The 12,319-nt window shown below is 72.7% G+C and carries 12 protein-coding genes; 5 read left to right on the forward strand and 7 right to left on the reverse strand.

Features of this window, described 5'->3' with window-relative positions:
- Positions 1–4 precede the first annotated feature (4 nt).
- The 6 genes from DQ238_RS01500 to DQ238_RS01525 all read right to left on the reverse strand — a co-directional run bounded on the left by DQ238_RS01500 (position 5) and on the right by DQ238_RS01525 (position 6,372).
- A complete protein-coding gene (locus DQ238_RS01500) occupies positions 5–958 on the reverse strand; it encodes a phosphotriesterase (protein ID WP_113779513.1) in 954 nt (317 codons plus the stop codon).
- Positions 959–995: 37 nt separating this feature from the next.
- On the reverse strand, positions 996–2,000 hold the full coding sequence (locus tag DQ238_RS01505) for a phosphotriesterase (protein WP_113779514.1): 1,005 nt from the start codon (positions 1,998–2,000) through the stop codon (positions 996–998).
- Between the two features lie 37 nt (positions 2,001–2,037).
- The gene (locus DQ238_RS01510) at positions 2,038–3,192 is read right to left on the reverse strand and encodes an NAD(P)/FAD-dependent oxidoreductase (protein ID WP_199506061.1); all 1,155 of its coding nucleotides are present in this window, start codon (positions 3,190–3,192) and stop codon (positions 2,038–2,040) included.
- Positions 3,189–3,395 (reverse strand): ferredoxin, encoded by a 207-nt coding sequence (locus tag DQ238_RS01515; RefSeq protein ID WP_113779516.1) that lies wholly within the window; start codon positions 3,393–3,395, stop codon positions 3,189–3,191. The genes DQ238_RS01510 and DQ238_RS01515 overlap by 4 nt, the downstream gene beginning before the upstream one ends.
- Positions 3,396–3,436: 41 nt before the next feature.
- Positions 3,437–4,606, reverse strand: a complete 1,170-nt coding sequence (locus tag DQ238_RS01520) for a cytochrome P450 (RefSeq protein ID WP_113779517.1) — start codon at positions 4,604–4,606, stop codon at positions 3,437–3,439.
- A gap of 176 nt (positions 4,607–4,782) precedes the next feature.
- A complete protein-coding gene (locus tag DQ238_RS01525; protein WP_233495618.1) occupies positions 4,783–6,372 on the reverse strand; it encodes an MFS transporter in 1,590 nt (529 codons plus the stop codon).
- Between the two features lie 404 nt (positions 6,373–6,776).
- On the opposite strand from DQ238_RS01525, the gene DQ238_RS01530 reads away from it, so the two are divergent.
- Positions 6,777–7,364, forward strand: coding sequence for a TetR/AcrR family transcriptional regulator (locus DQ238_RS01530; RefSeq protein WP_113779518.1), 588 nt, complete (start codon positions 6,777–6,779; stop codon positions 7,362–7,364).
- Positions 7,365–7,461: 97 nt separating this feature from the next.
- On the opposite strand, the gene DQ238_RS01535 is transcribed toward DQ238_RS01530, so the two are convergent.
- On the reverse strand, positions 7,462–8,193 hold the full coding sequence (locus DQ238_RS01535; RefSeq protein WP_113779519.1) for an IclR family transcriptional regulator: 732 nt from the start codon (positions 8,191–8,193) through the stop codon (positions 7,462–7,464).
- Positions 8,194–8,269: 76 nt separating this feature from the next.
- Between DQ238_RS01535 and DQ238_RS01540 the strand changes: the two genes are divergently transcribed.
- Genes DQ238_RS01540 through DQ238_RS01555 form a run of 4 tightly spaced genes read left to right on the forward strand, consistent with a single transcriptional unit; the run spans position 8,270 to position 12,233 of the window.
- Complete coding sequence (locus DQ238_RS01540; RefSeq protein WP_113779520.1) at positions 8,270–9,415, forward strand: cupin domain-containing protein; 1,146 nt, start codon at positions 8,270–8,272, stop codon at positions 9,413–9,415.
- On the forward strand, positions 9,412–10,254 hold the full coding sequence (locus tag DQ238_RS01545) for a fumarylacetoacetate hydrolase family protein (RefSeq protein WP_113779521.1): 843 nt from the start codon (positions 9,412–9,414) through the stop codon (positions 10,252–10,254). The genes DQ238_RS01540 and DQ238_RS01545 overlap by 4 nt, the downstream gene beginning before the upstream one ends.
- A 5-nt stretch (positions 10,255–10,259) precedes the next feature.
- Positions 10,260–10,967, forward strand: a complete 708-nt coding sequence (locus tag DQ238_RS01550) for a maleylpyruvate isomerase family mycothiol-dependent enzyme (protein ID WP_113779649.1) — start codon at positions 10,260–10,262, stop codon at positions 10,965–10,967.
- A gap of 18 nt (positions 10,968–10,985) precedes the next feature.
- Positions 10,986–12,233: an FAD-dependent oxidoreductase gene (locus DQ238_RS01555; RefSeq protein ID WP_113779522.1), complete on the forward strand. Its 1,248-nt coding sequence runs from the start codon at positions 10,986–10,988 to the stop codon at positions 12,231–12,233.
- The last annotated feature ends 86 nt before the right edge of the window (positions 12,234–12,319 follow it).

Here is a 12,319-nt window from a genome sequence, read left to right on the forward strand (position 1 = left end):
CCTCTCAGGTCCGGATGGTCAGGAAGTCGGCGGGGTTGTCGACGAAGATCGTCGTGATCGTGGCCTCGTCCACCCCGGCCTCGCGCAGGTCGGGGATGAGGTCCTCGAAGACGTAGTTGACGGTGTGTCCCTTGACACCGGGCCAGCCGAGCGGGCTGCAGTTGGCGTCGGCCGAGGCGAGCACCTTGTCCAGGTGTCCCTGGCCGATGAAGCGGAGGAAGTGGTCCAGGCGCTCCTTGCGCGGGCGGGCCCAGAACGGCGGGTCCTCGAGCTCGGTCTCGTAGCCGAAGGTGTCGAAGCCGACGCGACCGCCCTGCTCGGCGATCCAGGTGTCGCGGGTCTTCTCGGCGTTCACGCCGTCGTCCGCGTGCCCGAACAGCACGCGGTCCAGCGGCAGCCCCTCCTCGGAGAAGATGGCGATCGCGGTCTCGGCGTCGATCGCCAGGTGGGTCATGATCGGCACGCCGGTGGTCAGGGCGGCGCGGGCGGCGGCGCGGTAGATGCGCTTGTCCAGCTCCGTCATGCGCCCGCCGCGGCTCACGCCGACCTTGATGACGCCCGCGCGGCTGCCGGTGTCGCCGATGCCGACGGTGATCTCGGAGACGAACTGGCGGGTCAGGTAGTCGACGCTCGCCCGGGCGAAGTGCGGCAGCGCGGTGTCGCCGCCGACGAAGCCGGTGCAGGCGACGATGTGGACCCCGGTCTTCGCCGACAGGGACTTGTAGTAGTCGACGTCGCGGCCGTTGCAGATGCCGGTGACGTCGACGAAGGTCCCGCCGCCGTACTCGTGGAACGCACGGAGCTTCGGCACGGTCTCCTCGTACCGCTGCTCGGGGGTCTTCCACCACTTCGAGTCCAGCTCGGAGCCGGGCATGCCGTAGCCGATGTGTTCGTGGACGGCCACGACGCCGAGTTCCTCGGCCGGGATCGTCCCGAGCACGGTGTTCACCTTCGACATCAGGTCTTCTCTCTCCGGGAGTCGTCGGGTCGTCTGTTCAGCGCACGGTCAGCAGGTCGCGGGGGTTGCCGACGAGGATCCGCCGGGCGTCCTCGTCGCTGAGCCCCAGTGACTTCGCGAAGGGGACGAACGTCGAGCAGACGTGGCTGAACGGCAGGTCGTAGGCAGGCTGACCCACGGCCACGCCGATCGCGTTGCTCGACAGCAGGATCCGGTCCGCGTGGCCGGCCTGGACGAGCTCGACCACCAGGGCGGCGCGTTCGCGGTCGGTGAGGTGCGCGTCGTCGTCGTCCCTGTCCACGGAGTCCGAGCCCACGTGGTCCAGTGCGACGTAGGCCCCGCGGCGGGCGACCTCGAGCGGGGCACCGGCATCGACCGCGTCCCTGCGGTCGAGCCCGCCGACGACCACGCGGTCGGCCGGCAGCTGCTCGGAAAGGACGACCTCGAGGTCGTGGACGGCGTCCGCGCCGAAGCGGATCGAGACCGGGACGCCGGTGTCCCGTGCGGCACGGGCGGCGCCGCGGAACAGGCTCTCGTCGGTCGCCGTCATGCCCTCGCGGGTCGCGGTGGTGGCCACCAGGCCCGCGCCGCCCCGGCGCTCCACGCGCGGGACCACCATGCCCTCGGAGACCTCCTGGGAGAACAGGTCGGCGAACCTCTCGGCCGGCCACGGCGTCGGCGGGTTGGTCTGCGGCGTCAGGAAGTAGCCGCCGAGCATCTCCTCGGGCCCCATGCCCGTCGACGCGACGACGTGCACGCCGGTGGAGCGCGAGAGCGCCTCGTACAGGCGCACGTCGCGGCCGTAGAACATGCCGGTGCTGTCGACGATCGTCCCCCCACCGGCGTTGCGGAAGTCCGTCAGCTTCTTCGCCAGGACCTCGAAGACCTCGGCGCGGTCGATGGTGATGTCGTACGCGTGCTCGGCCCCCGGGACCACGGAGAGCAGGGCCTCGTGGACCGAGACGACGCCCAGGTCGTCAGCGGGAACGGGGCCGAGGACGGTGTTGACGCTTCGGCTGGGCGCAGTCCGTGCGTCCGTCATGAGCGATACCTTTCGTCAGCGTTCGCCGGTGGCGGCGTCACGCGGGGGCTGCCGCAGCAGCCGGCTTGAGGAGGCGCTTGAGCTTCGCGGGCGGGGTGCGGTGGTTGACCGCGATGACGGTGCGCGGCGCGGTGGCGTCGGGCCAGGCCAGCAGGGCGGAGCCCTCGTCGAGTGAGCCGTCGAGCACGGTCGGTTCGCCCTGCGGGTCGAGGTCGCCGACCATCTTGACGTCGAGACCGAACTGCTCGGTCCAGCAGTACTGCGACGGCCGGTAGGGCGCGGCGGAGTCCCCGTGCAGCAGCGCGCGGACCGCGGCGCGGGCCTGGTCGACGGCGTTGGTCCAGTGCGGGGAGCGGGTCAGCTGCCCGTCGCCTTCCGAGATCACGGTGACGTCGCCGGCGGCGACGACGTCGGGAGCGACCCGGCAGTGGGAGTCGACGACGATCCCGCCGTGCAGCTGGACCCCGGAGCCGGCGAGCCACTCCACGTTGGGTACGTCCCCGACCGCCGAGACGACGAGATCGGCCTCCAGGCGGGTGCCGTCGACCAGCTCCACCCCGGTGGGGACGGGGGCGCCGAGCAGCCGGACGCCCCCGTCGGTGACGACGATGCGGACGCCTGCCTGCGTGGCCACGGACCGCACGTGCCCGCCCACGGCGGCGCCGAGCAGCCGGTCCAGCGGTGGGGCCAGGTCGACGACGGTGACCTCTCTGCCCAGCGTCCGGGCGGTGGAGGCGATCTCCATGCCGAGGAAACCGCCGCCCACGACCAGCACCGAGGAGGCCGCGGCCAGGTCGTCGCGCAGGCGGGCGCAGTCGCCGTGGGAGCGCAGCACCCGTTCCACCTGGTCGGGTCGTCCCAGGCGGCGGGCGCGGCCGCCGGTGGCGATGACCAGGCCGTCGTAGCGCACGGGCCCGCTGGGGGTGTGCACGGTCCGCGTGTCGATGTCCAGCGCCGTCGCGGACGTCTGCAGGCGCAGGTCGACGTCGTCGGCCAGCGGTGCGAGGACGACGTCATCGATCGACTCGGTGCCGGTGAGCACCCCCTTCGACAGGGGTACGCGGGTGTAGGGCGGCACGTCCTCGTCGCTGAGCACGGTGATCCGGCCGTCGAAGTCCTCCATCCGCAGCATCTCCACCGCGGTCAGCGCCGCGATGGAGCCGCCGACGACGACGACGTCGCGCACGCTCACGGCTCGGCGCCGATCTGCTCGACGCGCAGCGCGGCGACCGGGCACACCCGCGCCCCGGCCTCGGCCTTGCGCTCGAGCTCCGGCGGCACGACCTCGTGGCGGAGGACCACGATGGCGTCGTCGTCGAGGTCGTAGACCTCCGGCGCCGTGTCAGCGCACAGTCCGTGGCCCTCGCACCGGTCCTGGTCCGCAACGATCCTCATGAGGTCACTTCCCTTCGTCGGTCTCGCAGCTGTCGAGGAGCTCATGCGGGCACCGTCTCGAGGACGGGCAGCCGCTCGATGCTCCTGGTGATGTTGCTGGGGACGCGGAACTCCTCGCCCACGACCAGGCGCTGGACCCGGCTGACGAGTGCCTCGATGACGGCGTGCGCCTCGAGCCGCGCGAGCCCCTGCCCGGCGCACCCGTGCGGGCCGTAGCCGAAGGTCAGGTGGTCGACCGGGTTGCGCTCGACCAGGAAGGTGTCCGGGTTCTCGTAGTGGCGCGGATCGCGGTTGCCGGAGCCGAGCAAGATCGCGGCCTGCGAGCCCGCGGGCACCGTGGCGCCGTCGATCTCGACGTCCTCGGCGACGTGTCGGCCCCAGGTGTTGATGGGCGCCCAGAAGCGGAGCACCTCGGCGAAGGCGGCCGGCACGAGCGAGAGGTCCTTCCGGACCAGGTCGAACTGCTCCGGGTAGGTCCCGAAGAGGGCGACGACGTTGCCGATCGCGGCGATCGTGCTCTCCACCCCGGCACCGAGGTACTGGTGGATGATGTGCCCGGCCGTGTTCGGCGGGATGTCGCCGCGGGCCTCGGCGTCGAAGATTCCGCGACCGACCGAGCCGGGCGCGAGGTCCTCGGCGGTGACACTGGAGCACCAGGCGTAGAGCTCACCGGCGATGGGGAAGTTCTCCGCGGTCCGCTGGTTCATCGGGCCGATGACCTGCATCGCGGCCTGGCCCCAGCGCAGCATGTTGTCGCGCACGTGGCCGGGAAAGCCGATCAGATCGGCGACGACCTCGAGGGGGAAGGCGCGGGCGAGCGCGTCGATGGCCTCGAACGAGCGCTGCTCCACCAGCTCGCCGACCAGAGCCGCGGCCTTGGTGTCGATCTGCGTCTTCAGACCGCGCAGGGCCCTGGGGGACAGGTTCTCGGTCAGCGTGGCCCGGAGCCGGGCGTGGTCCGGCGGGTCCGAGGCCAGCGAGGTGCCCTGCAGCGCCTCGTTGACCACCGGGTTGAAGCCGATGCTGCGCGACGAGAAGGTCGCCGGGTCGCCGAGCGCGTCGCGGATGACGTCGTAGCGCGTGAGGGCGTAGGCGTCGTTGGCGGGCAGGTGCACGACCCCGCCGAGCTCGCGGAGCTCTGCGAAGTACGGGTACGGGTCGAGCAGGACCTCGTCGGCGAAGAGGTCGATGTCGGAGGTCGGGACGGACATGGTCACCTCGAGAGCTGGACGTCGTTTCGAACACTGCCGGTGGTCGGCTCACCACGGCGAGCCGGCCTGGTCGGACTCACTGCTCCTCGGACCCTGGGAGGACCCCGCTGTTCTCCGCGGCTCCCTGCAAGGTCCCGCCGCGAGCCTGCGAGCGGTAGGGGATAGGGGTCCGTGCCCTACCGACCGCCATGGCCGAGTAGCCGCTCGGCGGGGCGGGGCGCCGGGACGGGTTCGCCCGGCGGCTCGGGGTGCAGCGGGTCGTGCAGCGACTCGGTGGTGGGCTGCGCCTCGCTGACGCTGCTCGACAGGCCGAACAGCGTCAGCAGCGCGGCCACCAGCGCGGCGATCGAGCAGACGGCGAACGCCGTGGAGAACCCGTCGCCGAGGGAGGTGAGTGCCAGCTGGTGCGCCGCCGCGCCGGGGGCCTCCGGCGGCAGGCCGTTCACGGCGAGCGGTCCGCCGGCCTGGAAGACGGCGGCGGCGGCGCCGGCCTGGTCCGGCGGCAGGTCGGCCCTCGCCAGGGCGGCGCCCAGCTTCTCGCCCGCGGTGCTCAGCGCGACGGCGCCGGTGATGATCGGCCCGAGCGCGAAACCGAGGTCGCGCAGCAGGTTGGTGGTCGCGCTGGCCATGCCCGCGAGGTGCAGCGGAACGGTGTTGATCGCCACGGCCGTGAACGAGCTGACCGCCAGGGCGAAGCCGACGCCGATGAGGAGGGCGGGCGCCACCATCGGCGCCAGGCTCGTGTCCAGCACGTCCAGCCGAGAGGCGAGCCAGGCGCCCACCGCCATGAGCCCGAAGCCTGCGGTGAGCAGCCACCGGGCGCTGACCCGCGCCAGGAGCCGCGAGACCACGGGGATCAGCACGAAGGCCGGGGCCTGGATGAGCAGCAGCGGCAGGCCGACGCGGGCCGGCGCCTGGTGCTGGACCGCGCCCAGCCAGATGCTGAACGAGAAGGCCGACCCCAGGAAGGCGAACATGCCGACCACGGTCACCACCGAGGCCACCGAGAAGGCCCGGTTGCAGAAGATGTCCAGGTCGAGCAGCGGCGTCGCCGCCCGACGCTCCACCACGACGAACGCGACGAGGAAGACCACACCCAGGACCAGGGCGAACAGGATGTGCGGCCGCGTCCAGCCGTCCTCGGCCCCTTGCACCAGCGCGTAGAGGACGGCGATCAACCCGACCGCGAAGGTGACCTGCCCCGCGATGTCGAGGCCACGGCCCTCCGGCGCGGTCGACTCCACCGACAGCAGCACGGTCGCGACGACCGTGACGACGGCCAGGCCCGCGACGATGAGGAACGACCCGCGCCAGGAGCCCACCTCGGCGAACACCCCACCGAGCAGCGGGGAGACGGCGGCGCCGGCGGAGAGGAACCCGGCCCACAGAGCGATGCCGCGGGCCCGCGACTCGGGCGTGTGCGTCACCGCGGCCACCAGGGCCAGCGAGGCGGGGAACATGGCGCCCGCGCCGAGGCCGTTGAGCGCGGCGCCGAGCCACAGCACCTCCACCTGCGGGGCGAACGCGCTGACCAGCGAGCCGAGGACCAGCAGGGCGGCGCCGTAGACCTGCAGCCGGCGCCGTCCGAACAGGTCGCCCAGCGCGCCGAAGGTGAGCTCGAAGACGACCACCGCGATCATGAACGACGCGGTGATCCACGTCAGCTGCGACCCGGTGGTCTGCAGGTCCTGCTGGAACAGACCGTTGAGTGATGCGGGCAGGGCGTTCGCGACCTGCGCCACCATGACGGCGAAGCAGGCCGCCACGAGGGTCCCCGCGGTGCGGGCCGCGCGCGCCGGCGTCGGAAGTCGGTGCGACCCGGCTGCCGTCGCCTCGTGATCTGGTGCCCTGTGATCCTGTGTCACTGACTCTCCTCCGAGAGACGGGATGCCGAACCGGTCGTCGACCGGCGATCAACGGACGTGCTGGTGTGGTGTGCGGTGCGGGTGGCACCGGAGGGCCGGCCCTTCCCGGGGAGAGGGACGGGTTCGGTGTGCACGCGACCCGCTCCTGTGGCGGCGCTCACGCGCTCGGTGTGCAGTCTGTCACTTGGCTTGACGTCATGTCAAGCCAAGAGTTGATCCGTCTCACACACGCAGGTCAGCGCGCCGCCGATCCGGCGAGGCGGTTGCTCTCCGGGGCGCACACCGGCCTGGACTACCCTCCAGGCGTGGGGGGGCTCCGAGCGGCACAGAAGCGGATGACCCGGGAGCTGTTGCTCACCCAGGCCCTGGAGCTGTTCGAGGCCAAGGGTTACGCGGCGGTCACCGTCGACGAGATCGCGGCCGCTGCCGGCACCACACGGCAGACCTTCTACCAGCACTTCCCGTCCAAGTCGCAGCTGATGCAGTCGCTGATCGAGACGGTCGACCGCATGCTGACCAGCTCGGACGAGCCACCGCTGACCTCCGCGGTCGCCTCCGGCGACGTCGAACAGCTGCGAGCATGGTTGGCGCGCAAGGTCGACCAGTGGCCGGACATCCGTCCGTACGTGATGGCGGCGCACGAGGCCGCGCCCCAGGACGGAGACATCCAGGCCGCGATCACCCGGTGGTTCGAGGGCGCCATCGGCGACATCCAGGCCGGGCTCGACCGCGCGGGCCGGTTCGACCCGTCGAGCCGCCGCATCCGGGCAGTGCTCGCCTTCGGCCAGCTGGAGTTCTTCTCGCGACGCTGGTTCCGCACCGGTTGGGACGTCGACCGGAACCAGACGGTCGCCCTGCTGACCGACTCCTGGCGTTCGCTGTTGATCGACTGAACCAGTCGGGTCTCAAGGACTCCAAAGCGGCCGCCGGCCTCGATCGGCGCGTTCCCGCAGGCCGAGGCCGCCACGGCGGGTCCGGCTCCGGAACCGGTCACACCGGTGTCAGGTCGCGGGCGACGTCCGCGGCAGCCGCTGCCAGCACCGCGCCCCACCTCGGCAGGTCTGCGCGCGAGTACCGGGCCGTCGGCACGGCCAGTGAGAGCGCGGCCTGGATCGTTCCGGAGGGTACCGCGACGCCGACCGCGGTCAACCCCCTCTCGGTCTCCTGGTCGTTGACCGCGAAGCCGCGGCGCCGCACGGTGCGCAGTTCCCGCTCCAGCCGCACTGCCGCCACCTCGTCCAGGGAGCCCAGGGCGGCGGCCAGCTCCTCGGGACCGAGGGTCGCCAGCACCGCCTTGCCGCCGGAAGCGAGGTGCGCCGGCAGCGTCCGCCCGGACCGGTCGCCCACCCGCAGGACGTGGTCGCACTCGACGGTGCCGACGAAGCGGACGTCCGAGCCGGCCAGGACCATCACGTTGGCCGTCTCCCCCACCGCGTCGACCACGCGCCGCAGATGGGGCAGGGCGACCTCCCGCAACCGGGCCACCGGCGCCTGCGGGACCTCGCCCCGCAGCACCGGCCCCGCTCCATACCGGCGGTCGGGCAACTGCTCGGCGAAGTCGCGGTAGACTAGCATCGCCAGCAGCCGGTGCGCCGTCGAGCGGGCCACCTCGAGCCGGTCGGCCGCCTCGCTCACGCTGAGCGGACCCTCGACCTGGAGCGCCGCCGCCAACCGCAGCGCGGAGTCGACGCTCGTGATGGCGTACAACGGGGCGTTCTTCACAACAGAATAATATGGACTGGTTTGCAGAACACAAGCATCCTGTGGAGGCGGCCCCACCTCCCGGGAGGAACACTCCATGACCCAGCACCTGGCCTCACCCGTCTCGTTGACCGCCGTCGACGCCCCCGACCAGCCCACTCCGACGCCCGAGCTCGAGGAGCTCTACCGCGGATTCGAGAAGGAGTTGCTGGTGCCGCTGTGGACCGAGATCGGCGACCTCATGCCGGCCCACCCGCGGTCCCGCGCGGTGCCGCACGTGTGGCGCTGGTCCAACCTGCTGCAGCTGGCCGACCAGGCCGGCCACCTCGTCCCGGTCGGGCGCGGCGGCGAGCGGCGGGCCATCGCGCTGGCCAACCCGGCGCTGGACGGCAAGCCCTTCGCCACCCCCACGCTGTGGGCAGCGATCCAGTACCTGATGCCGGGCGAGGACGCCCCCGAGCACCGGCACACCCAGCACGCGTTCCGCTTCGTCGTCGAGGGCGAGGGCGTGTGGACCGTCGTCGGCCGCGACCCGGTGCCGATGAACCGCGGCGACTTCCTGCCGCAGGCGGGCTGGAACTGGCACGCCCACCACAACGCCGCCGAGAAGCCGATGGCCTGGATCGACGGCCTGGACATCCCGTTCCAGTACACCTCCGAGTCGCAGTTCTTCGAGTTCGGCCGCGACACGATCAGCGAGCAGGAGAAGACCACGCCGGAGCGCTCCCGCTCGCAGCGGCTGTGGGGCCACCCCGGCCTGCGCCCGGTCTCCGCGCCCGGCGCGACCCCGGGCACCCCGCTGCTGAACCACCGGTGGGCCGACACCGACGCCGCGCTGAGCGACCAATTGGAGCTGGAGGCCGAGGGCTCCCCCGGGGTGGTCGAGCCCGGCCACGCCGCCGTCCGCTACACCAACCCGACCACCGGCGGCGACGTCCTGCCGACCATCCGGGCGGAGATGCACCGCGTCCGCCGGGGTGCCGAGACCGCGCCGCGCCGCGAGGCCGGCTCCTCGGTGTTCCAGGTCTTCGACGGCAGCGGCACCGTGACCGTCGGCGAGGCCTCCTGGCGGGTCGAGCGCGGCGACCTGTTCGTCGTCCCCTCCTGGGAGCCGCTGTCGCTGCGGTCGGAGGCCGGCGCCTCCGACTCCGACTCCGGTGCGCTGGACCTCTTCCGGTTCAGCGACACCCCGATCTTCGAGGCCCTGCACCTGGACCGCGTCGCCGTGGAGGGGTCCCGGTGAAACTGGCCACCATCCGCACCCTGGACGGCGCGACCCGCGCCGTCCGGGTCGACGACGAGCAGCTGGTCGACCTGGGTGCTGCCGACCTCGGCGAGTTCCTCGCCGACCCGGGCTGGGCGGAGCGGGCGGCCGCCGCGGACCAGCCGGCGACGCACCTGCGGGGTGCGGCGTTCGCCCCCGTCGTCCCCCGCCCCGGCAAGATCGTCTGCGTCGGGCTCAACTACCGCACCCACATCCTGGAGATGGGCCGGGACCTGCCCGAGTACCCGACGCTGTTCAGCAAGTACGCCGACACCCTCGTCGGCGCCAACGACGACATCGTCGAGCCGCCGGAGACCGACGCCTTCGACTGGGAGTGCGAGCTCGCGGTCGTCATCGGCGCCCCGGTCCGGCGCGCCCGCGGCACGGACGCCGAGCGGGCGATCGCGGGCTTCGCGGTGCTCAACGACGTGACCTGCCGGGACTGGCAGTTCCGCACCCGCGAGTGGCTGCAGGGCAAGAACTGGGAGGCCACCACTCCCCTGGGCCCCTACCTCGTCACCCCGGACGAGCTGCCCGGCGGCGTCCGCCCCGCCCTCGAGATCACGACCAGGATCGACGGCGAGACGGTGCAGAAGGACACCACCGGCGACCTGCTGTTCGACCCGGTCGCCCTGGTCGAGTACGTCTCCACGATGATCACGCTCCGGCCGGGCGACGTCCTCGCCACCGGCACGCCCGGCGGCGTCGGGCACGCCCGCACACCGGTCCGCTACCTCCAGGTGGGGCAACACCTGACCACCGAGATCAGCGGCCTGGGCCGGTGCGAGAACGCGGTCGTCGCCGACCCGGGAGCGTGACGGCGGTGCACGACCTCGCCACGACCCGGCACTGGGCGGACCAGGGCACCCAGATCTTCTCCGGGGCCCTGGCCCGCACCGCGGACGACGCACTCACCGGCCCCACCGCGCTGCCGGGCTGGACCGGCCGGCACCTGGTGGCCCACGTGGCCGCCAACGCCGAGGCCCTGCTCAACCTGGCGCACTGGGCGGCCACCGGGGAGGAGACCCCGATGTACTCCTCCCCCGGTCAGCGCGACGCCGACATCGCGGCCGGTGCCCGGCGGACGCCGGGCGAGCTGCGCCGGTGGGTGGAGGAGTCCGCCGGCCGGCTCGCCACCGCCCTCGACGGGCTCTCCGCCGACCACTGGTCCCGGACCGTCCGCACCGCCCAGGGCCGCCTCGTGCCGGCCAGCCAGATCCCGTGGCTGCGCGCGCGGGAGGTCATGGTGCACGCGGTGGACCTCGACCCGACGCTCGGCTTCGACAACCTGCCCGAGGACTTCCTCCTCGCCCTCGTCGACGACGTCGTCGCCCGGCGCTCGGGCGGCGACCAGCCCGCGCTCGTCCTGTCCGCCGACGGCGGCCGACACACCTGGAAGGTGTCCGGACGGGGTGAGGCCACCGCACTGCACGGGTCCCTCGGCGCCGTCGCCGCCTACCTCACCGGCCGCCCGAGAGCCGATGTCACGGCTCCGTCCGGCGCCGTCCCCGACCTCGCACCCTGGCTGTAGAACCTGGAGGAACTCCCGATGAGCACTCCCACGAGCGGCGTCGACGTCGTGATCGTCGGCGGCGGCATCGGCGGACTGGCCAACGCCCTGGCCCTCACCCGGAAGGGGCTGCGGGTCCGCCTCCTCGAGCGCGCCTCGGAGTTCGGCGAGGTCGGCGCCGGTCTGCAGATCGCACCGAACTGCACCCGCATCCTGGACTCCTGGGGCCTGCTGCCCGAGGTCCTGTCCCTCGGCGTGCAGCCGGAGAACCTGGTGATGAAGGACGCCGTCGACGGCAGCGTCCTCACCCGGCTCGACCTGGCCGACGCCCGGGAGCGCTACGGCTCGCCGTACGTGGTGATCCACCGCAGCGACCTGCACGGCGTCCTGCTGCGGGCCTGCCGGCGCGCCGGCGTGGACCTGCTCAACGACGTGCGGGTGACCGGCTACGAGCACGTGCCCGATGGCGCGGCCGTGGTCCACGCGGGCGGCCGAGAGGTGGCCCCCGTCGTCCTCGCCGCCGACGGCCTGAAATCGATCGCCCGCGCCCTCCTCAGCGACGACGAGCCGGTCAGCTCGGCCTACGTCGCCTACCGCGGCGCGATCCCCGCCGAGCAGGTCGCGCAGGCCGACGTCTCGATGAGCGACGTGGTCGTCTTCGTCGGGCCGCACTGCCACTTCGTGCAGTACCCGCTGCGCCAGGGCGAGATGTTCAACCAGGTGGCGGTGTTCCGGTCACCCAAAGCCCTGGCCGGCGAGGAGGACTGGGGCACACCGGACGAGCTGGACGCCGCCTTCGCCGGCACCTGCGCGCAGGTCCGGGCCGGCCTGCCGCTGATGTGGCGCGACCGGTGGTGGCGGATGTACGACCGCGACCCGATCCCGAACTGGGTGCAGGGTCGGCTGGCACTGACCGGGGACGCCGCCCACCCGCCGCTGCAGTACCTGGCGCAGGGCGCGGTGATGGCCATCGAGGACGCCTGGGTGCTCTCCGAGCACGTCGGTGCCCAGCTGGCCGCCGGCCACCTCGACTGGGACGCGGCGCTCGCGGCCTACAACGCCGTCCGGCCCGAGCACTGCCGGCGCGTGCTCACCACGGCCCGCTCCTGGGGCGAGCTCTGGCACCTCACCGACGCCGAGCGGGAGGCCCGCAACGACGTCCTGCGGCAGCGAGACGTCCACGACTACGGCTTCGTCGACTGGCTCTACGGGCCCACTGCGCTGACCCCGGACCAGGAGCCGCCGATGTTCACACCGCAGCCGCTGCAGGCTCCGGTCGGCGCCTGACGCCCAGCCCCCTCACGGTCAGGGTGACAGGCCGGGAGGCGCCCGGCACGGCCTCGGTGTGGTGCGATCGGGTGCACTCCACACCC

Source organism: Geodermatophilus sp. TF02-6 (genome assembly GCF_003319115.1).
Classification (GTDB): domain Bacteria; phylum Actinomycetota; class Actinomycetes; order Mycobacteriales; family Geodermatophilaceae; genus Geodermatophilus.

What these genes read in the sequence shown, in the direction of transcription:
- DQ238_RS01500 (WP_113779513.1), bottom strand. Translation starts at nt 958, where the DNA reads ATGTCGAAGGTGAACACCGTGCTCGGGACGATCCCGGCCGAGGAACTC.
- DQ238_RS01505 (WP_113779514.1), bottom strand. Translation starts at nt 2,000, where the DNA reads ATGACGGACGCACGGACTGCGCCCAGCCGAAGCGTCAACACCGTCCTC.
- DQ238_RS01515 (WP_113779516.1), bottom strand. Translation starts at nt 3,395, where the DNA reads ATGAGGATCGTTGCGGACCAGGACCGGTGCGAGGGCCACGGACTGTGC.
- DQ238_RS01520 (WP_113779517.1), bottom strand. Translation starts at nt 4,606, where the DNA reads ATGTCCGTCCCGACCTCCGACATCGACCTCTTCGCCGACGAGGTCCTG.
- DQ238_RS01540 (WP_113779520.1), top strand. Translation starts at nt 8,270, where the DNA reads ATGACCCAGCACCTGGCCTCACCCGTCTCGTTGACCGCCGTCGACGCC.
- DQ238_RS01555 (WP_113779522.1), top strand. Translation starts at nt 10,986, where the DNA reads ATGAGCACTCCCACGAGCGGCGTCGACGTCGTGATCGTCGGCGGCGGC.